Source organism: Streptomyces sp. yr375 (genome assembly GCF_900110755.1).
Lineage (GTDB): Bacteria > Actinomycetota > Actinomycetes > Streptomycetales > Streptomycetaceae > Streptomyces.
Map to the genome: position 1 here is coordinate 84,996 of NZ_FOFF01000021.1, position 18,420 is coordinate 103,415.

Genomic DNA, 18,420 nt, shown 5'->3' on the forward strand with positions numbered 1-18,420 from the left:
AGGCCGGTGCCCGCCGCGGGGGGGCGACTTGCCCACCCCGCCTCGACGGAGCCGTCAGACCGAAGCCCCCCTCCACGCGTTCTGGTGCCGCCGCGCCCCCGCCAACTCCCCCCGCCCTAAGCCCCATTACCCCCCTCTGCTCTGCTTCAACCCCTCCTGTCCCGTGCGGACCGCGCCGTAGCCCCCGGCCGTGAGGCAGGCACCGCATCCCCCCCTGCCTGCCCGCGCACTGTTCAGGTGAACCGGAAGGAACGAAAACGATCATGTACTTACTCCTCTCCAGCTTCCTCGCCGCGGATGTCCCCAACCCGCAGCCCGACGCCCCCAGCGAGATCATCGCCAAGACCGACACCGTGCTCGGCCTGCTGGCCTGGCTGGGAACGGCCGCCGCCGTCCTGGGCATCGTCACCGTCGCCATCAAGATGGCCGGTTCGCTGCAGAAGGGCGACGCGGAGGACCACATCGGCTCGATGCTCACGGTGCTGGTCGGCTGCGTCCTCCTGAGCACCGCCGGCCCCCTGGTCAACTTCGTCCTCTGAGCGCGACCAGGAGCCCCCACATGAAAGCGCGACACCAGCCGCAGAGCGGTGAGGAGTGGCGGAAGCCGTTCTGGCGGCAACGGAGCTGGATCATCGCCGCCGGATTCCTGCTGCTGATCTGCTTCACGGCGGTCATCAACATGATCAGCAGCCCCGGCGACCCCGACACCGGCGGCGAAACCGCCGCGGACGCGGCCCCCACCCGCAGTGCTTCCGCCTCGGGCGCGGGTGACAACGCCGCCGAGAACGGCGAGGACGGCGACTGCCCCCGGCAGCAGAGCGGCGAGGAACCGGCGGCCGTTCCGGCCGACCTCGCCTGGGAGGACGTGGGCGGCGCGTTCCTGCCGACCTCCTCGACGAGCGGCCCCCTGCGTCGTACGGACGACGGCTGGTCCTGCTTCGGCCACACCCCCACCGGCGCGGTACTGGCCGCCCATGTCATCCCGAGTCAGATGAGCGGCCCGCGCTGGCGCGAGGTGGCCCGCACCCAACTCGTCCCCGGCTCGGGACAGCGCGAGTTCATCGCCGCCCGCGCGACCGTGTCGGACGCCGAGGCCGGCGCGTCCCCCGGCGAGCTCGGCACGTACGACGGATTCAACGTCCTCGACTACACCGCCGACCGTGCCACGGTGCAACTGCTCGTGCGCCGCCCCGACGGAGCCTATGTCGCCACCTCCGTCGCGGTCTCCTGGCAGAGCGGCGACTGGAAACTCGCCCCGCAGTCCGACGGTGCCCTCACCTCGGCCTTCGTCGCCGTGAGCGGTACCACCGGCTTCGTCGTCTGGGAGGATTGATGAGCTTTCTGAAGTGCATCACCAATCCGCTCAAGTGCGCCGTCGAGGTCCCGGCCAAGGCCGTCGTCTCGACCGCCGTCCAGATCTTCGCGGAGGCCATCGGCAACGCCACCGCCGAGGTGCTGAAGTCCCTCAACGGCGTCTGGCTGCGCGTGGGGTCGGCGGCCGGGAGCAGCGGCGCGATCGACGACATCAACGCCGAGACGGAGTGGCTGGTCGCCTACATCGCGGTGGCCTCGCTGCTGGTCGCGGCGTTCAAGATGGCCATGGACCGCAGAGGCGAACCCCTGCGCCCGGTGATCCGCGGCATGATGCGGGTGCTGCTGATCTCCACGGCCGGGACCTGGATCTTCCAGCGGCTGGCCACCGCCTCCGACAACTTCGCGTCGTACATCTACGAGAGATCGGAGCTGGGCGACAGAGCCTCGACGATCCTCGGAGTCGTCACCCTGCGGGTGCCGGGCCTGATCCTGGTCCTCGGACTCGTCGTCATGCTCGCGGCCATCGTGCAGATCGTCCTGATGTACGTACGCATCGGTGTGCTGATCCTGCTGCTGGGCACCCTGCCCCTGGCGGCGAGCGCGTCGATGACCGGCTGGGGCGAGAACTGGTGGCGCAAACACCTCGGCTGGCTGATCGCCTGGCTGCTCTACAAACCCGCCGCCGCCCTGGTCATCTACTCCGCCACCGCCATGACCCGGGACAGTGCCGGGCTGGACGCCAACATCGCGGGCCTCGGCATGCTGGTCCTCGCCGTGTTCGCGCTGCCGGCGCTGCTGCAGCTCGTGGTCCCGGCCACCGCGGCACTCGGCAGCGCGTCCGGCGGCGGCATGGTTCTCGGCGCGGCCTCCGACCTGACCGATCTCGGGAAACAGGGCATGAAGGCCATGGCGACCGGCGCCGCCCCCGCACCCTCGGCTCCGTCGGCGGCGTCGGAGGGAAGCGTGTCGGCGAAGGGCCCGAGCGGCAGCGAGGCCCCACCCGACGACCCGGCCCCGGCGGCCAGCCCCCCGGCGGCCAGCCCCCCGGCGGGCAACCCGGCCGCGGCCCAGGCCATGGGCACCGCCGGAAGAATCGCCGCGGACTTTGCCACCCAGGTAGTCCACTCAGTGGACGACCAGGGGTAGCCGCCGCTCGACGACCCGCGACCACGGCCCCGGCGCGAACAAACCACCACGCCCCGGGGCCCGACGCCCGGACAGACCGACACGACGAACCGCGCCACGCGCCAAGAACCGCGCCACCACACCGGACGACTCCCACACGGGACCACCCCCCACAACCCCCGCTGCTCCACCCCGTGTTCACCCGCCACCACGCCCCGGGGCCCGACGCCCGAACAGACCGACACGACGAACCGCGCCACCGCCCGGACGAACCGGCGGGACGAACCGCGCCACGCGCCAAGAACCGCGCGCCCGCCCCGCACGGCTCCCACACGGGATTGCTTCCCCCAACCCCCGCCGCCCCACCCCGAATTCACCCCCCACCCCGCCCCCCTGCCGACGGTCCGCACCCCCCCGCCGAACCGCATGCCCCCCTGGCCGGACCGACCAGGACGAGCCAGCACAAGGAGTTGGTCAATGCCCGATTCAGCGCCACGTACCTACGGAAACTGGCGGCGTCCCCGTCCGGCGGGTCTCGGCCCGTTGGGGCTGATCGGAACCGTCGTGATGCTCGGCGGAATCATCCTGTCCCTGTTCGTCTCGCTGGTCTCCCTCAAGGCCGCCATCGTCGTCTTCGTCCTGGTCGCCTTCCTGGTCGCGGCCTTCGCCCTGCGCACCGCCGACGGCCGTAACGTCTTCAGCGCGCTGGGAGTGCGCGTGGGGTGGTCCCTGCGCAAGTCCAAGGGCTCCCACGTCTATGTCTCCGGCCCGCTCTCGCAGCGTCCGGGCGGCCGCTTCGCCCCGCCCGGGCTGCTGGCCAAGGTGGCCATGCTGGAGACCCGGGACCCGTCCGGCCGCCGCGTCGGCGTACTCCACCACCGGGGCCGCAACCTCTACACCCTGGTCCTGGCGTGTGAGGCCGAGGGCATCTCCCTGGTCGACTCCAGCCAGGTCGACCGCTGGGTCGGCGCCTGGGGCGGCTGGCTGGCGCGACTCTCCCAGGAACCCGGCCTGCGCGGCGCGGCCGTCGTCGTGGAGACCGCCCCCGACAGCGGCGTCCGGCTCGCCGCTGAGGTGCTGCCGCGGATCGTCGACGAAGCGCCGCCGCTGTCCCGCGCGGTGCTGGAGGAAGTGGTCAACACCAACCCGGTGACCGCGTCGGAGACCAAGGTGTACGTCACCCTGACGTATCAACCGCCCCGAGCCGGCCAGCGGCCCGCAGCCGTCGCCGAGCAACTGGCCGACCGTATCCCGAGTCTGGCGGCCGGCCTGGTCGGGGCCGGAACCACCGCGGTGCGCCCCCTCTCGGCGGTCGGCATCTCCGAGAGCGTCCGTGCGGCGTTCGATCCGACCGTCGCCTCCAGGATCGCCGCCGCCCACGAGGACGGCGGTGACACGGGCCTCGAATGGAGCGACGCCGGACCGGCCGTCACGCTGGAGACACCGGACCACTACGAGCACGACGCGTCGTACTCCCGAAGCTGGCTGCTCTCACTCGCGCCCCGGGGCGCGGTCTACTCGTCCGTGCTGCGGGAACTGCTCCTGCCCACCCAGGACATCCGCCGCAAGCGGATCGCCCTCTTCTACCGGCCGCTGCCGCAGGCCACCGCCGCCCGGCTGGTCGAGGCCGACCGGCGGGCAGCGCTGTTCAGGGCTTCCTCCAACGGCAAGAAGCAGACGAACGCCCGGGCCCAGGCCGAACTCGCGGCCGCCGAACAGACCGCGCAGGAAGAGGCGTCGGGGGCCGGGCTCGTCGAGTTCTCGATCATGGTCTCCGTCACGGTCGACACGGAGCTGCAACTGAACCGCGCCGAATCCCTGATCGACGAGCAACAGGCCGCCGCCCGCATCCAGTTGCGGCCGGCCCGCCGCACCCAGGCGGCGGCCTTCACCTGCACCCTCCCGGTCGGCCTGCTGCCCTGGGAACTTACCCTCATGCCCCAGCAGATCAGGGAGGCGCTGTGAGCCCCCGCACATTCACGGCTGCGAATGAGACACCCGACACGGCGGCGCGTACCACCTCATGGCGCGACCCGTTCCCTCCCGGAGGGAGCCTCGGAGTCTCCTCTCTCGAGGCGGTAGGCCCGGTGCGGTCCTCGTCCCGTCGACGACCGCGGCTCAGCGGCGGCCTCTTGCCGCACGCACCCCGACCCACCCCCCTCATCGGCTCCCAGGACGTGCCATGAGTCCGAGGCCGGTCTGACGGCCTGACGTCCTGACCTCCTGACCTCCTGACGTCGTCCTCCCGATCCGCGCGGAGCGCAGCGCGTATCCCGAAGCGGCGGGCAGGGTGCCTCGAAGCGCCGGACGGTCGCCTCTCGGAGCCACGGCCGAAAAGGCGACCGCAGCAGCCACCGCCGGCCCCGCCGGGCCGGCGGACAACCCTAGGGAGCACCCCATGAGCAAACATCGGTTCACCCCCGACCTACAGGCGCCCGAGCCGGACCAGGACCCGTCCTCATTACCGCAGCCGAGGGGGCGGCGGCGGAAGAAGGAGAAGTCGGCCGGGGACACCACCCTCGCGCAGAAGCCCTCGACCAGCCGCCACAAGCGGGTGCCCTACAGCGCCGACGGCCCCGTCGCGCACGCCACCGCCGAGCGGCTCACCACCCGGGGCTGGACCGGCCCCGCCGGCGGCCGGGTCGGCCACGCGGACCCCCCGTCCCTGTGGCGGGCCACCACCGTGCAGGCCTGCGGCCTGTGGCCGTTCGCCGCTTCGGCCACCGCGCCGACCACCGGCGTCCCCCTGGGCCCGCATCTGCGCACCGGAACGATGGTGTGCGGCGACCCCATCTCATGGTTCGCCCGGGCAAACTATCTCTCCAACCCGTCGATGTTCATGCTCGGCATGCCCGGACTCGGCAAGTCCACCCTGGTCAACCGCATGCTGATCGGCCTGGCCGCGACGGGTGTCGTCCCCATGGTCCTCGGCGACCTCAAGCCGGACTACGCGCAGACCGTACGGGCCCTGGGCGGCCAGGTCATCAAGATCGGCCGCGGGGTCGGGGGCATCAACATCCTCGATCCGGGCGCCATGGGCAAGACCGCCCACCGCATCGGCGGCCGGGCGGGCGAGGCGCTCGCGGCCGAGGCGCACGGCCGCGTCCTCAACACGCTGACGGCGCTGATCTCGGTCGTCCGCTCCGGTCAGGTCGACGACCACGAACAGGCCATCCTCTCCGTCTGCCTGAACCTGCTGACGGAACGGCATCCCCCGGGCAGGCCCCCGACCCTGCCGGACCTGGTGCGCCTGCTCGACGAGGGGCCGCCCCGGCTCAGGTCGGTCGCCCTGGACCGGGGGCAGGCGACCCGCTACCAGGAGGCGGTGGACCCGCTGCTGCGCTCGCTCATCGGCGTGCTCAGCGGCGCGCTGGGCAGTTGCTTCGCCGGCGAGAGCACCACGCGGATGGACCTCGACGCGCCCGCCGTGTGCATGGACATCTCCCGTATCGGTGAAGCCGACACCCAGTTGACGGCGGCCGCGATGCTCGCCTCGTGGTCCGACGGGCTCGGCGCGGTGGCGGCGGCGGGCGCGCTCGCGGACGCCGGGCTCGCGCCCCAGCGGTGGTACCTCACCGTGCTCGACGAGCTGTGGCGCCCGCTGCGGGCGGCGTCCGGCATCGTGAACCGGATCGACGCGCTGACCCGGCTCAACCGGACCATGGGCGTCGGCAGCGTGATGATCACGCACACGCTGAAGGACGCGGCGGCCCTCGACTCCGGCGCGGACCGGGCCAAGGCCGACGGTCTGGCGGAACGCGCGGGCATGGTGGTGTGCGCGGGGCTGCCGGAACGCGAACTGGAGGATCTCAGCAGGATCGTCCACTTCTCGCGGGCCGAGATCGACCTCGTCTCGTCCTGGTCGTCCCCAGAGGGCTGGAACAGGGCCGCCGACCCGGGCGGCGCCCCCGGCCGGGGCAAGTTCCTGATCAAGGTCGGTGGCCGCCCCGGCGTTCCCTTCCGGCTCGCGGCGACCCAGCAGGAGCTGGCCCTGCACGACACCAGTTCCCGCTGGTCGCAGGAGGCGCGTACGTTCACCGCGCCGCCGCCGCTGCCCCCGGAGATGACCATGAAGCTGTACCTGCCGGAGGTCCGCACGGCCCCGCGCGGTCAGCGCCCGGCACCCGTCCAGCACGCCCAGCACGCCCAGCCGCGTCAGTCGGTGCTGCCCCTGGCCGAGCCGGCCTGGGCACCGCAGATCGACTGGCTGGCGGAGGCGGCGGCCCAGGCGCAATGGTCGCCGCAGGCCGCCCGACCTCACCCCCCGACCCCGACTCCTACCCTCGCCCCGACCCCGTACCAGGAGCCGCAGAGCGACGCCACCGCCGTACTGGGACGGATCGGACCCCGCCGGCCGCAACCGGGGCGGGCACGGCCGGAGCCGGTGTCGCACGACGGCCACCGTGCCTGGGGCACCCCATGACAGCCGGCTCGCCGACCCGCTGAGTACGCCCGCCCGGGCGCGGCCGCGTCCGGGCGGGCAACTCGACGGCGTCTGCGTCGCGGCCTCGCCGACGGAGAGACGGTCCCGTCCGGATGACACCGGAACCGGACCGTCTCCGGGAAGCCGGCGGTGAGGCCGTGGGCCGGCCGAAGGCGGGGCCGTACGTCGTCCTCGGACGACGTACGGCCCCGCTCCTCGACAGCGCTCAGCTACCGGACCCGGTCTGGTACCGGGGGATCAGCTTCTGTACGCCGCTGACGTACTCCCGTGCCCCGTCGCCCGCCGGCATCCCCCGCTGCCGCTGCACGGCGTCGAGCCCGGAGTGATAGGCCGCCAGGGTCAGTTCGAGCAAGTCGCCTTCAGCTGACTGCTTCTCCTTGAGCCGCTCGACTCCGTCGGCGAGGGCACAGTCGAAGCGGCCGAGCGCCATGACGGCGTCCCCCGGATCGAGTGGGCTGATACGGCCGTTGCCGTCATCGTCGGACGCCCATTCCGCGAAGTCCGCCGGTGTCAGTCCGACGAGCGCCCGGGACTCCGTCGGGGAGGCGTCCGGTACGGGCTCCGCCGAACTCACCGAACCCGCCGAACCCGCCGACCACCCGGTCTCGGTGTCGAGCTGCGCGGCGACGACGGACGGCAGCACGACATCGCAGACGGAACCGGCGCGGATCACCCATTTCACATACGCGGGAGGGACCTTGGAGGTGTCGAACGCCTGCTGCCGCTGATCGTCCCCGTCATTCAGCTTCGAGCCGGACACGCCCACCATCATGACCAGGGGAAGCAGACACAGCGCCAGCGCCCCGCCCGCCGACCACAGGGCGAGCTTGCGCAGATCACCGGCCACGACGACCTCCCCCGGTGCGCACCCGACGCGCGTCCACCGCGCCCAGGGCCACCGCCACATCCACAGCCCTGTCCCACTCGGTGACAGCCATGCCTTCGGCCACGGCGGCCGAAGCCACGAAAGGACCAGCCCTCATGAATCCCCTGGCCATCGACCCGACGGTGACCGCCCCGCTCGACGACGTACTGGCGCTGCTCTCCTGGCTGGTGACGGCTGCAGGCGTCGGGGGCCTGCTCTGGCTGGGCGCGTCGATGGCGCTCTCCGTCAGGTCCGGCCAGTCCGTGGGGGACTTCATGGAGAGCTTCCTGATGGTGATGGTGGCCTGCTCGCTCGCGGTGACGGCGGGTCCGCTGGTGGCGTTCGTCCTGTGAAGGCGACGGCCAACGGGATCCCGGGGAGCGAAGGAGGGCGAGAACGCGAACACGTCTACCTCTCTTCCGAGGCCCTGCGGTTCGCTGTGGGGCGGTTTGTCGGCCCCGCAGAGCAGGGAGTCTGCCGCACATCATGGACCACCACTCCTTAAGCCCGGCCAAAAAACCTTAAGGAATCTTTAGATTCCGGTGCATTCATGGTGCGGGGCCTATCCCTAAGTAGGATTGACGGGCAAGATCGTCCGTGCAAGCATGCGTTGATCCGTTCCATCGAAGGAGGTCGCTGTCTTGATCTCAGGTAATGCGTGGGAATTCGAAGACAAGGCTCGTACGGATTCCCTGCTCGTTGCCGCGTGTCGTCGATTCGGGGAATCGACGGCCGTCATCGGTGGCGACTCGGAGATTTCATTCGGTCAGCTCCTTTCGGATTCCCAGGAAATCGCTTCGAGGCTGCGAGAAACGGGGATCGGGCCGGGTACGGCTGTCGCATTGATCGTCGCCAACCGGCTCGGCGACATCGCCGCACAATTAGGCATCTGGCTCGCCGGGGGTGCGGTCGTCCCGCTCAACGCCGCATTACCGCCGACAGCCGTCCAGCGCGTGCTGCGCCGTTCGGGAGCCCGGCTGGCCGTGTCCTGCGAGGGGGAACTCCCCTCGGACTGGGCGGAACACCACGCGATACGTACGAAGTTCCTGTCCACCGGGATCCACGCCGTCGAACTCGCCGATGACGACCTGCCGGTGTCCGTCCGGCGGGACACGGCTCTGGTGGCCTTCTCGTCCGGCTCGACAGGCGAGCCCAAGGCCATCGAGCTGTCTCACGCGGCGTTCGCGAACAAACTCATGGCCATTCAGTCGGTACTGCGTTTCGCTTCGGGCCAGCGGGCGCTGCACGTACTCCAGTTGAACTTCACCTTCGGCCAGTGGACGGCGCTGCTGACCCTCCTGACGGGGGGCGTGGTCGAGCTGATGCCGGCGTTCAGCCCCCGGCGGCTGCACGAGCGGCTGGCCCAAGGGGATGTCGACCGGGTCGCGGTCGTCCCCACCATGCTCCGCATGCTGTCCCGGTTCCAGGAATCCGACCCCGCCACCGACCCCGCCACCGAGCCCACCACCGAGCCCGCTTCCTGGCCGACCGGACGAGCCGGCGTGGGACCGAAGCTGTGGATCGCCGGGGGCGAGCCGCTCTCGGCGGGACTGGGACGGAAGGTCCAGCACCACTACCCCGGCTCGCTGATCACGGACGTCTACGGGCTCAGCGAGACCTCGACCTCCGATCTGATCCTGCGCCCGGAGGACTACCAGGACGGCGCCGGCACGATCGGCACGCCCAGTCCCGGTGTCGTCTGCCGGATCGACGCGCCGCCCGGTGAAACCGGGGAGATCCAGATCAGCACGCCGTTCCTCATGTCCGGCTATGTCGACGCCGCCGAGGAGACCCACCGCGCCGCCCCGGACGGCTGGTTCCGCACGGGAGACATCGGCCGGATCCGGCCCGACGGCCGGGTGGAACTCATGGGGCGCGCCAAAACCATGATCTCCCGAGGAGCCGTCAAGGTCTCGCCCCTCGAAATCGAGTCCGCTTACGCCGGCAACATGGCGTGGACCGACTGTCTGGCTGTCGGCGTGCCGGACGAAGTCCTCGGAGAAACGATTCACCTCCTTATCGCACAGCCGGGCTCCGCTCTCGACACCGAAGAATTGCGCCAGTGGGGCAGAAAACATCTGGAGCCGGGAAAGATTCCCGACGCATTCCACCTGGTGGACCGGATTCCCCTGGGCGAGACGGGAAAGGCCGATCGGAGGGCCGCCGCGGCATTCGCGACGGAGGCGGCCGGCGCCTGACGGCGCTGCGCTTGTCCATGCCCACACCCATACCCATTTCCACCGGCACACAAGTAACCCGTGAAATCCTGGAACGCCAGCTCACATTCTCTTCCAGCTCATATTCCCCTTGAAGGCAGAGGCACAGCCATGACTTTGGACGCCACCCAGGTCGAATTCTTCGAGACCTTCGGATTCCTGCACCTACCGGGTCTGATGGCGGATGAGATCGATCGGATCACCGCCGCATTCGAATCCGTCTGGGAGAATTCGGGCCGTCAGCGGACGCCGGGAGAGCGGGCTTGCCTGGTGCCGTTCGTCGACCGTGACGCATACCTGAGCGCGCTCCTCGACGACCCGCGCATCAACACGATCCCCAGCCAGTTGCTGGGCTCCGACTTCAACTACTGCTCGTCGGACGGAAACCTGTACACCGGCGACACGGCGTACCACTCGAACCCCTTCTCCGGGGGTCTTTCGGCACTGAAGGTCGCGTTCTACCTCGACCCCGTCGACGCCGACTCGGGGTGCCTTCGCGTGTTTCCGGGCAGCCACCGGTTCGACGACAGCTATTCCAAGCTGCTCAGCAGCAACATCAGTTCCTCGGTGGAGACCTGGGGAGTCGGGCAGTCCGACCTTCCCGCGATCTCGATTCCCAGCCGGCCCGGTGACGTGGTCGTCTTCACGCACGGCATCAAGCACGGCTCGTTCGGAGGCGGCGAAGGCAGGCGGCTGTTCGTCATGAACTTCACCGAGCGCTGTCCGCAGGAGCTGCTGCCGGCCCTGCGGGACCACGTCGGCGCCATGGCGCGCTTCTGGAACGACAACTACTACGGCGACGCCATGCTCGCCACGGCGAACGCCGAGCGGATGGTGCACCTCCAGCAGATCCTCGACAACCAGGATCACCTGCCGGCGCTGGTCGCCCAGCGCCGCACCGAGATGGACGGGCCCGCTCAAGGATGACCCGCTCCCCAGGGCAACTCCGGACCCGCAAGGTCGGGCTCATCGGCGGGATGAGCTGGCCCTCGACGATCACGTACTACCGCGAGGTCAATCGCAGGATGGCCGCGCGACTGGGCGGATCCCACTCCGCCCACCTCATCGTGTGGTCCGCCGACTACCACTTCGTGGAGCAGGCCCAGCTCAGCGGCGACTGGCAGGAAGCGGCCCGCCTGGTCGGCGAGGCTGCCGCCGCGCTGGAGGCGGCCGGCGCCGATTTCCTGGCCATCGCGTGCAACACGATGCACGCCGTGGCGGACGAGGTGGCGCGGTACTCGTCGCTTCCCCTCGTCAGCCTGATCGACGCGACCGTCGACGCCGTCGCCGGATGCGCCCAGGTCGCCCTGCTGGGCACGAGCACCACCGCCGCCATGCCCGCCTTCGCGGACGCGTTCGCCGGGGCGGGTATCGGGGTGGTCGACCTGGGCGAGCAGGCGCAGCGCGATCTGGACCGCATCATCTACTCGGAACTCTGCCTCGGACACGTCCGGCCCGATTCGGCCCTACGGCTACGGGAGATCGGAGCGAGCGCGGTGGAGCGCGGAGCCGAGGCGGTGATCCTCGCGTGCACCGAGCTGAACCTTCTCATCGGCGGCGTCGACGGTGCTGCCGGTGTCGACGGTGTCGAGGCGACGTCCGTGCCATGGCTGGACACCACCGTGTCCCACATCGACGCGATCGCCGACGCCGCCCTGCCCCGAAACCAGGAGATCCAGGAGATCCAGGCGAGCGAGGAGATCCAGGAACGGAGGAACCGGTGTTGATGACCATGGAGACCGATCACGAGAGGGCGGGCCTGCCGGCCGCGCTGCGCTCCGGGATCCGCGCGCACGCGGACAGCGACGGGGACGAACTGCCCGCCGAACTCGTCACCGCGCTTCGCCGAAGCGGCCTCACCCGTCGTGTCATGAGCACGACATACGGAGGGGCCGACGCGTCCCTGCCCGACTTCACCCGCACGCTGAGATCCGTCGCCGAGCTCAGCGGCTCCACCGCCTGGCTGGTCATGGTCTGGTCGCAGGGCAACCTCGTCCTCCCCCGGCTGAGTTCGGCGGCGCGTACCCGGATCCTCAGCGGTCCCGACGTGCCCTTCATCGCCGCGACCTCGGCCGGCAAGGGCACCCTGAGCGAACGGGACGGCGTGCTGCGGGTCAGCGGCCGGTGGGACTACCTCAGCGGGGTGTGCCACGCCCAGTGGGTCCTGGTCCACTGCGAGGACGAGGCGACGCGGCGGACCGTGGGCGTCGTCCTGCCGGCCGACGCCGTCAGGATCGAACGTACCTGGCAGGTCATGGGGCTGGCCGCGACCGGCAGTCACTCCGGGGTCGTGGACGATGTCAGCGTGCGGCGGGAGCACCTGTACCCGCTCGACGCCTACGACGACGCCGCGGTGCTGACCCGCCACGACCTGCTCCCGCACCGGATGACGTTCGCCCTCCACATGGCCGCCGTGTGCGCCGGCATGGCCCGCGGCGCCCTGCGGGACGTGAGCGAGATCCTGCGGAGTTCCCCGCCGGACCACCGCAGGGTCGAACTCGGAGAACTCTCCGGGCGGTTGATGATGGCCGAAGCCGCGCTCGACCGTGCGAGCGCCCAGGTGTGGGACGAGACAGCCGCGGGCGACTGGACCGAAACCGGGATCTCGGGCCTCGCCCGGACCATCTGCCAGACGGCGGCATCCGTGACGCAAGGCCTGTTCGGCCTGTCGGGCTCCCGCGCCAACTTCACTTCCGTCCCCATCCAACGCCGACTGCGGGACGTTCTCGCGGCCAGCTCCCACGCCAACGTCGGCCCCCGGCGTGCCGCGGCACTCGGCGAGGCCCTGACCGGACAAGGCGGCGTCCTGTGACAATCCCGGACAGCACAACCGACGTGCCGGGTACGGCGTCCGACCGCCCCCACGTCTGGCAGAGCACCTGGCGTCCCGCCGAGGGAGCCCGGTCGATCGACCTCCGCTACCTCGAACGCGACCCGCGCACCACCCACCGGCCGTACTTCGATCCGGTCCTGCGACTCGCCGCCGGTCACCGGCGCTTCGACGAGAAGCTGCGGCTGCTGGACGTGGGCTGCGCCAACGGCGCGTTCGTCCGCCATGTCCTCGAACAGCAGCCCCGATGGGACGTCAGCGGGATCGACGTACTGCCCGAACTCGTCGACGCGGCTTCGGCCGCCGTCCCCGGGGCGCATTTCTCCGTCGCCGACATCTGCGCACCGAGCTCCCTCCCGTCGGAGCGGTTCGACGTCGTGACGGCTTTGACGATCCCCAGCCATTTCGACACGTTGGACGTATGGCTGCCCAACCTGCTGGGACTGCTCGCGCCGGGAGGCACGGCGGTCCTCTACGGCCCCCTCAACCCGTCACCGGTCGACCTGATCTGCCGACTGCGCTATGCGCAGGAGGACGGAAACGGGAATGTGAATGGGAACGGGGACGGGGAATGGCTGCCGGGCTGGAATGTGATCTCCCAGCAGACCTATGACTCCTTCCTGAAGGGAAGGGCCCGATCCTGGGCCTGTCACTATCTACCCGTGGCCGACCTGGGATATCCCGCCGGAGACCCGGCCGACGGTCTGTCCAGCAGAGTCGTGCCGACGTCCGACGGACAACGACTGGGCAACGCCTCCGGGCTCACCTACCACATGGCCTGCCTGGAGATTCACCTGTGAATACCGCCAAGAAATCCACGGTCGAGCCGTACAACCTGATCAGCCCTGCCAACGGTGAAATCCTGCGCCCGTCGGGGGACAATCTACTCTCCGACGGTGAGCGGCTGTGGCCCTATTTCGACGGCTGCTATTACCTCCGCCTGGGCCGGGAGGCTCTCGTCGAGGAGGTCGTGTCACTCATCCTGCGAGACCGCCGTGAACAGGCGCTGACGCTGCTGCTGTGCGACCGCCGAAACACGGACATACCCGAACCCGACCCGCGCGATGTACAAGAACTTTGGCGTTCCAAGCCCTCCTTCCACCAGGCCATCGAGCTGCTGGGGTACGGCGGACTGGGGTGGTATTTCGAGCACCGATGGATCATTCCGACGTATCTCAGCGGGCTCTCCCTGCTGCACTGGCAGATCCCGCGGCACCAGCGTGTGCTGGAGATCGGCGCGGGTCTGGCGCATCTGACCGCCCACTGGGAGCAGATGGGCGGCGGCGACTCCATCGGCTCCGACGTGGTCTTCTCCCACCTGTGGCTGTCGCAGCGCTATCTGCGCCCCGGACGCACCTCGGTGTGCTTCGACGCGAACGGACCGTTCCCGCTGACCACCGGATCGGTGGACGCGGTACTGGGACACGACTGCCTGCATTACCTGTCCGACCTCCCGGGTGCGATCGCGGAAATGCGCCGGGTCGCGTCGTCGGGCCGACTTCTCATCGGCCATCTGCACAACGCGGAAGCCGAGAATTTCTCCGCCGGAAACCCCCTCACTCTCGACGCGTACAAAAACCTGCTCAAGCCGAGCGCTGTCTACGACGACGCCGAGATGACCTATGCATGGCTGGAACAACGACCACCTCGACCGCTCAAGACCACACCGGAAAATCCCCCGGCGGCTTTCGCCTTCGTCACAGGTGAAATCCCGGCGGAACCGATCGGAATCCTCCCGGTCCCGACCCCGGACCCGAATTCGGACTCGACTTCTTCCCTTTCCCGACTCGGTGAGATGATGGCGAATCCGCTGCTCGGCACCGATCCCCCGGCCTGGCCGTCGGAGAAGTTCGTCAGTGAATACGTCCGCCCCTTCCCCTATCTGGAGAATCTTCGTTCTCCGAGCGATGGGGAGATCTCCCGGGCTCGCAGTGGCACGGCGAACAGCGATGAACTGCGAAAGCGTCTGGCCATGGGTGTCCTGGTCCGCCCGCCGGGCGACTGGTACTGAGACACGAAATCGACGACACCACGGCATAACGCCGAAATACCAGGAGGCACCGCGTGAGAAATTGGCCGTTGGACCTGCCGGGAGTCGACCCCAGCGTCCGAATCCACTGTGCGGAACTGACGCTGGCGGAAGACGTGGTCATCGGGCCGGGAACCGTGCTCGTCGGCGACCGGATCGAGATCGCGGGGGGAACAGTCATCGGGGCGGGCTGCGATGTGCGGGCGTCCCACATCCGGATCGGCCCCCGGAGCGAGTTCGATCACGGTGTCCGCGTACTCGTGGCCGAGGAATTCTCGGTCGGGGCCGCGGCCAGGATGGCCCAAGGCGTACGGATCACCTGCCGGTCGTTCACGGCGGGCAATCTCCTGTACTTCGGTGACGGCGCGGTGGTCGGGTACGGCGGCACCATGACGTCCACCGCCCATGTCTCCATCGGTTCCCGAGTCACCATCGGGCAGCACTCGATTCTGAACGCCAACCTTCCGATCACCATCGGGAACAACGTCGGAACCGGTTCCTATCTCTCCGTCTGGACGCATGGCTATCACTTCGGTCATGGCCCGCTCGACGGCTTCGAGACCGCTTACGCGCCCGTGACCGTCGAGGACAACGTGTGGCTCGGCTTCCAGATCACGCTGCTGCCCGGGGTTTCGGTGGGGCAGAACACGATGGTCGCCGCCGGCGCGGTCGTCGCCCGCTCGCTGCCGGAGAACGTGATGGCCGCGGGTGTTCCGGCGAAGGTGAAGAAGACCATCACCGCGCAGCGGCTCGCGTCGGACGAGGCGGTGAAGGCCGTGACCGCGGTGGTGGACCGGTGGGCCGAAGAGCTCCGGTGGAAGGGGCATCACGTCTCCCACCGCAGCTCGGACGGCGTCTGGACCGCGCGGCTGAACCAGTCGGACACCGCGTCGCCGGAACAGCTCAGCGTCACCGTCCAGAGCCGGGACCAGCCCGTGCCTCCCCTGAGCGGCACCTCGCGCCATGCCCTGATCTTCGTGGACGGACTGCCGGACGGCTTCACACAACAGCGCGTGGACGCCGGCTACTTGGACGTCAGTTACTTCGACGTGCACAACGGCGGCATGGGCGGACCACGGACCAGGCTGTCGGAGGATCTCCGCAACGAACTGCGCCGCCACGCCATGCCCTGCGGCGACACGCACACGTTCACCTCCATCGAGCCGGAGCCCTTCAACCGCCTCTCACGGGTGGCCGCCCCACAGAACTGACCCGGATAGGACCAGGTGAAAGGACCCGGTGAGAGGCCTCGGCGTCACGCCTGCCGGGTCGGCAGCACCATGATCTGCCGCAGGTTGACATGCCGGGGCCGGCTGGTGACGTAGGCGACGACGTCGGCGATCTCGGCCGCGGACAGCCCGCCGAACTCGGCGAACAGGCCGTCCAGTTGCCCGGTCACCTCGGCGTTGTCGAGGTACATCGCCAGCTCGGTCCTCGTCAGCCCGGGCTCGATGTTGGTGACCCGGACGTCGCGGGGCCCGAACTCGGTGCGCAGGGACGTGGAGAGGTGGGTGACGGCCGCCTTGGTCGCGCTGTACACGGCGAAGTGCGGGAACGTGAGGTGCGCGGCGATGGACGAGACGTCGACCAAATCGGCGGCGCGCCCCTCGGCGGCGGCGGCCACCAGGTCGGCGGTGAAGGCGCGGATCACCCGCAGCGCTCCGGTGACATTGGTGTCGATCATCTGCTGCCACTCGTCGATCCGGCCGTCGTCGACGGCGTTCGCGAGCATCACGCCCGCGTTGTTGACGACGAGGTCGACGCGGCCGTAGGCGGCGTGGATCCGGTCGGCCGCCGCGTCCACGGACGCGCCGTCGGTCACGTCGGCGACGACCACGAGGGCCTCGCCGCCGTCGGCGCGGATCTTCTCGGCGACCGCCTCCAGCCGGTCCTCGCGCCGGGCCAGCAGCGCGACCCGGGCCCCCGAGGCGGCGAGCAGCACGGCCGCGGCCTCCCCGATCCCACTGGCGGCCCCGGTGACGACGGCGGTCCGCCCGCCAAGGCTCGCGTACTGGTTCCCGTACTGGCTCTCGTGCTGATTCTGCGGCATGGACCACTCCTGAAGGTGTGCGCCGGGGCGGCTCCCCGGCCGGTGACCCGCACCACTCTCACCGCGCTCGCCCCCGCTACCCAGGGATGCGCTTTTCCTGGGTCTGCCAGTACCAGGTTGCGAGCGCCGCGCTCCCCTACGATCGGTTGCATGGACGGGGATCTCGGAGACTTCCTGCGCTCGCGCCGTGCCCGCATCCGACCCGAGGAGGTCGGGCTGCCGTCGTACGGGCGGCGGCGCGTCCCGGGGCTGCGGCGCGAGGAGGTGGCGCAGCTCGCCGGTGTGAGCGTCGACTACTACATCCGGCTGGAACAGGGCAGGGGCCCGAGTGTGAGCGACACGGTCCTGGACGCCGTAGCGCGCGTCCTGCGGCTGGACGAGACGGAACACGCCTACCTGCACGCCGTCGCCCGCCCCCGCAAGCCGTCCGCGCGCTCCGCCGCGCCCCGCGTACGCCCGGGCGTGCAGGTGCTGCTCGACAGCATGGAGCGCGCCCCGGCGTTCGTCCTGGACGCCCGGATGGACGTCCTGGCGTGGAACGCGGCGGCCGACGCGGTCTTCGCCTACGGCAGCATGCCGGCGGACGCCCGCAGCATCCCGCGGCACATCTTCCTCGACCCCGCCGCCCGCGACCTCTACCCGGACTGGCCGGCGGTGGCCGTCCAGTGCGTCGCGCACCTGCGCATGATGGCGGGCCACCACCAGAGCGACCGCGCCCTGACCTCGCTGGTGGGCGAACTCGCCCTGAAGAGCGACCACTTCCGCCGCCTGTGGGCGGACCACCCGGTCCGCGAGTGCACGTACGGCACGAAACGCATCAACCACCCGGTGGCAGGCCTGCTGACGTTCCCCTACGAAACCCTGACCATCCAGTCGAACACTCCCCTGACCCTCCTCGTCTACACCCCGCAACCGGGTTCGGAGACAGCGGAACGCCTGGCCCTGCTGGCCAGTTGGACGTCACCCGCAACCGTCCCCGAACCCACGGAACACGCCTGAGGCATCGGCGCTGTCGGCGTAGTCCTCGAAGTCCAGGTTGGCGATGGACAGGTCGGCGGAGATCTCCGCGAACCAGCGGGCCGGCACCCGGAAGGTGCGGCCCGGCTCGTCGTAGAGGTCGAGGGCCAGCAGCGAGTGCTCCGCGCCCGCCATCGCGTGGGCGTCGGCGAGGAACAGGTGGGTGAGCTGTTCGTGCTCGTCGGCCGCGTTGTCCTCGCGCATCAGCTCCGGGATGCCCACCCCCTCATAGCGGGGATCGCTGACCCAGGTGGCGTGGGGGCCGCCATCGAGCGCGTCGAGCGCGGTGCGCAGGGCATGCCAGGCGGTGTCGTCGTCGAAGTCGACGCGCAGGACGAGGGAGGTCAGATCGTCGGGCCGAGGCAGCGGCATGCGGCGGATCTTCTCATCCGCGAGAGCGGCGCCCGGCGCCGGGAGAAAGATTTTGCGCGGGGACCGCCGCACCCCCGTTACCGGGGGGCGGGACGACGGCGGTCCCCGCGTGGGACGCGTGCCGGGTCAGGCCGGGCTTGCGCGTCCATGGCGTCGGT

General features: G+C 70.1%; 17 protein-coding genes. 14 read left to right on the top strand and 3 right to left on the bottom strand.

Translation table 11 applies throughout. The features are described from left to right. Nucleotides 1–263 precede the first annotated feature (263 nt). The 5 genes from BMZ82_RS21510 to BMZ82_RS21530 all read left to right on the top strand — a co-directional run bounded on the left by BMZ82_RS21510 (nt 264) and on the right by BMZ82_RS21530 (nt 6,862). Nucleotides 264–539 (top strand): hypothetical protein, encoded by a 276-nt coding sequence (locus BMZ82_RS21510; RefSeq protein ID WP_093778179.1) that lies wholly within the window; start codon nt 264–266, stop codon nt 537–539. A 20-nt stretch (nt 540–559) separates the two neighbouring features. Then, nucleotides 560–1,333 (top strand): DUF8175 domain-containg protein, encoded by a 774-nt coding sequence (locus BMZ82_RS40795; RefSeq protein ID WP_093778181.1) that lies wholly within the window; start codon nt 560–562, stop codon nt 1,331–1,333. Beyond that, nucleotides 1,333–2,460, top strand: a complete 1,128-nt coding sequence (locus BMZ82_RS21520) for a hypothetical protein (protein WP_093778183.1) — start codon at nt 1,333–1,335, stop codon at nt 2,458–2,460. Before BMZ82_RS40795 ends, BMZ82_RS21520 begins: the two co-directional genes overlap by 1 nt. A gap of 456 nt (nt 2,461–2,916) precedes the next feature. Continuing rightward, nucleotides 2,917–4,404 (top strand): SCO6880 family protein, encoded by a 1,488-nt coding sequence (locus BMZ82_RS21525; protein WP_093778185.1) that lies wholly within the window; start codon nt 2,917–2,919, stop codon nt 4,402–4,404. Between the two features lie 433 nt (nt 4,405–4,837). Continuing rightward, nucleotides 4,838–6,862 (top strand): P-loop NTPase family protein, encoded by a 2,025-nt coding sequence (locus tag BMZ82_RS21530; RefSeq protein WP_256252034.1) that lies wholly within the window; start codon nt 4,838–4,840, stop codon nt 6,860–6,862. 226 nt (nt 6,863–7,088) lie between these two features. On the opposite strand, the gene BMZ82_RS21535 is transcribed toward BMZ82_RS21530, so the two are convergent. After that, nucleotides 7,089–7,730, bottom strand: coding sequence for a lysozyme family protein (locus BMZ82_RS21535; protein WP_093778187.1), 642 nt, complete (start codon nt 7,728–7,730; stop codon nt 7,089–7,091). A gap of 134 nt (nt 7,731–7,864) precedes the next feature. Here BMZ82_RS21535 and BMZ82_RS21540 point away from each other — a divergent pair, with 134 nt between their 5' ends. The 8 genes from BMZ82_RS21540 to BMZ82_RS21575 all read left to right on the top strand — a co-directional run bounded on the left by BMZ82_RS21540 (nt 7,865) and on the right by BMZ82_RS21575 (nt 16,034). Beyond that, nucleotides 7,865–8,101, top strand: a complete 237-nt coding sequence (locus BMZ82_RS21540) for a hypothetical protein (protein ID WP_093778189.1) — start codon at nt 7,865–7,867, stop codon at nt 8,099–8,101. A gap of 288 nt (nt 8,102–8,389) precedes the next feature. Then, on the top strand, nt 8,390–9,946 hold the full coding sequence (locus tag BMZ82_RS21545; protein ID WP_093778191.1) for a class I adenylate-forming enzyme family protein: 1,557 nt from the start codon (nt 8,390–8,392) through the stop codon (nt 9,944–9,946). Between the two features lie 60 nt (nt 9,947–10,006). Continuing rightward, nucleotides 10,007–10,891 carry a phytanoyl-CoA dioxygenase family protein gene (locus BMZ82_RS21550; protein WP_143098885.1) on the top strand — a complete coding sequence of 295 codons (885 nt, stop codon included), beginning with the start codon at nt 10,007–10,009 and terminating at the stop codon, nt 10,889–10,891. Next, nucleotides 10,888–11,691, top strand: a complete 804-nt coding sequence (locus BMZ82_RS21555; protein WP_093778195.1) for an aspartate/glutamate racemase family protein — start codon at nt 10,888–10,890, stop codon at nt 11,689–11,691. Before BMZ82_RS21550 ends, BMZ82_RS21555 begins: the two co-directional genes overlap by 4 nt. Beyond that, nucleotides 11,691–12,776: an acyl-CoA dehydrogenase family protein gene (locus BMZ82_RS21560; protein WP_177244590.1), complete on the top strand. Its 1,086-nt coding sequence runs from the start codon at nt 11,691–11,693 to the stop codon at nt 12,774–12,776. The genes BMZ82_RS21555 and BMZ82_RS21560 overlap by 1 nt, the downstream gene beginning before the upstream one ends. Further along, nucleotides 12,773–13,594, top strand: coding sequence for a class I SAM-dependent methyltransferase (locus tag BMZ82_RS21565; RefSeq protein ID WP_177244591.1), 822 nt, complete (start codon nt 12,773–12,775; stop codon nt 13,592–13,594). Before BMZ82_RS21560 ends, BMZ82_RS21565 begins: the two co-directional genes overlap by 4 nt. Continuing rightward, nucleotides 13,591–14,805, top strand: a complete 1,215-nt coding sequence (locus BMZ82_RS21570) for a class I SAM-dependent methyltransferase (RefSeq protein ID WP_177244592.1) — start codon at nt 13,591–13,593, stop codon at nt 14,803–14,805. The genes BMZ82_RS21565 and BMZ82_RS21570 overlap by 4 nt, the downstream gene beginning before the upstream one ends. A gap of 53 nt (nt 14,806–14,858) precedes the next feature. Further along, nucleotides 14,859–16,034: a hypothetical protein gene (locus BMZ82_RS21575; RefSeq protein WP_143098887.1), complete on the top strand. Its 1,176-nt coding sequence runs from the start codon at nt 14,859–14,861 to the stop codon at nt 16,032–16,034. A 44-nt stretch (nt 16,035–16,078) separates the two neighbouring features. On the opposite strand, the gene BMZ82_RS21580 is transcribed toward BMZ82_RS21575, so the two are convergent. Continuing rightward, nucleotides 16,079–16,873: an SDR family oxidoreductase gene (locus BMZ82_RS21580; protein ID WP_093778203.1), complete on the bottom strand. Its 795-nt coding sequence runs from the start codon at nt 16,871–16,873 to the stop codon at nt 16,079–16,081. Nucleotides 16,874–17,023: 150 nt separating this feature from the next. Here BMZ82_RS21580 and BMZ82_RS21585 point away from each other — a divergent pair, with 150 nt between their 5' ends. Then, the gene (locus tag BMZ82_RS21585; RefSeq protein WP_093778205.1) at nt 17,024–17,872 is read left to right on the top strand and encodes a helix-turn-helix transcriptional regulator; all 849 of its coding nucleotides are present in this window, start codon (nt 17,024–17,026) and stop codon (nt 17,870–17,872) included. On the opposite strand, the gene BMZ82_RS21590 is transcribed toward BMZ82_RS21585, so the two are convergent. Next, nucleotides 17,834–18,262 carry a DUF6924 domain-containing protein gene (locus BMZ82_RS21590; RefSeq protein WP_093778207.1) on the bottom strand — a complete coding sequence of 143 codons (429 nt, stop codon included), beginning with the start codon at nt 18,260–18,262 and terminating at the stop codon, nt 17,834–17,836. The genes BMZ82_RS21585 and BMZ82_RS21590 overlap by 39 nt on opposite strands. Between the last annotated feature and the right edge of the window lie 158 nt (nt 18,263–18,420).

What these genes read in the sequence shown, in the direction of transcription:
- BMZ82_RS21585 (WP_093778205.1), top strand. Translation starts at nt 17,024, where the DNA reads ATGGACGGGGATCTCGGAGACTTCCTGCGCTCGCGCCGTGCCCGCATC.
- BMZ82_RS21525 (WP_093778185.1), top strand. Translation starts at nt 2,917, where the DNA reads ATGCCCGATTCAGCGCCACGTACCTACGGAAACTGGCGGCGTCCCCGT.
- BMZ82_RS21590 (WP_093778207.1), bottom strand. Translation starts at nt 18,262, where the DNA reads ATGCCGCTGCCTCGGCCCGACGATCTGACCTCCCTCGTCCTGCGCGTC.
- BMZ82_RS21555 (WP_093778195.1), top strand. Translation starts at nt 10,888, where the DNA reads ATGACCCGCTCCCCAGGGCAACTCCGGACCCGCAAGGTCGGGCTCATC.
- BMZ82_RS21530 (WP_256252034.1), top strand. Translation starts at nt 4,838, where the DNA reads ATGAGCAAACATCGGTTCACCCCCGACCTACAGGCGCCCGAGCCGGAC.
- BMZ82_RS21510 (WP_093778179.1), top strand. Translation starts at nt 264, where the DNA reads ATGTACTTACTCCTCTCCAGCTTCCTCGCCGCGGATGTCCCCAACCCG.
- BMZ82_RS21520 (WP_093778183.1), top strand. Translation starts at nt 1,333, where the DNA reads ATGAGCTTTCTGAAGTGCATCACCAATCCGCTCAAGTGCGCCGTCGAG.
- BMZ82_RS21580 (WP_093778203.1), bottom strand. Translation starts at nt 16,873, where the DNA reads ATGCCGCAGAATCAGCACGAGAGCCAGTACGGGAACCAGTACGCGAGC.
- BMZ82_RS40795 (WP_093778181.1), top strand. Translation starts at nt 560, where the DNA reads ATGAAAGCGCGACACCAGCCGCAGAGCGGTGAGGAGTGGCGGAAGCCG.
- BMZ82_RS21540 (WP_093778189.1), top strand. Translation starts at nt 7,865, where the DNA reads ATGAATCCCCTGGCCATCGACCCGACGGTGACCGCCCCGCTCGACGAC.
- BMZ82_RS21560 (WP_177244590.1), top strand. Translation starts at nt 11,691, where the DNA reads ATGACCATGGAGACCGATCACGAGAGGGCGGGCCTGCCGGCCGCGCTG.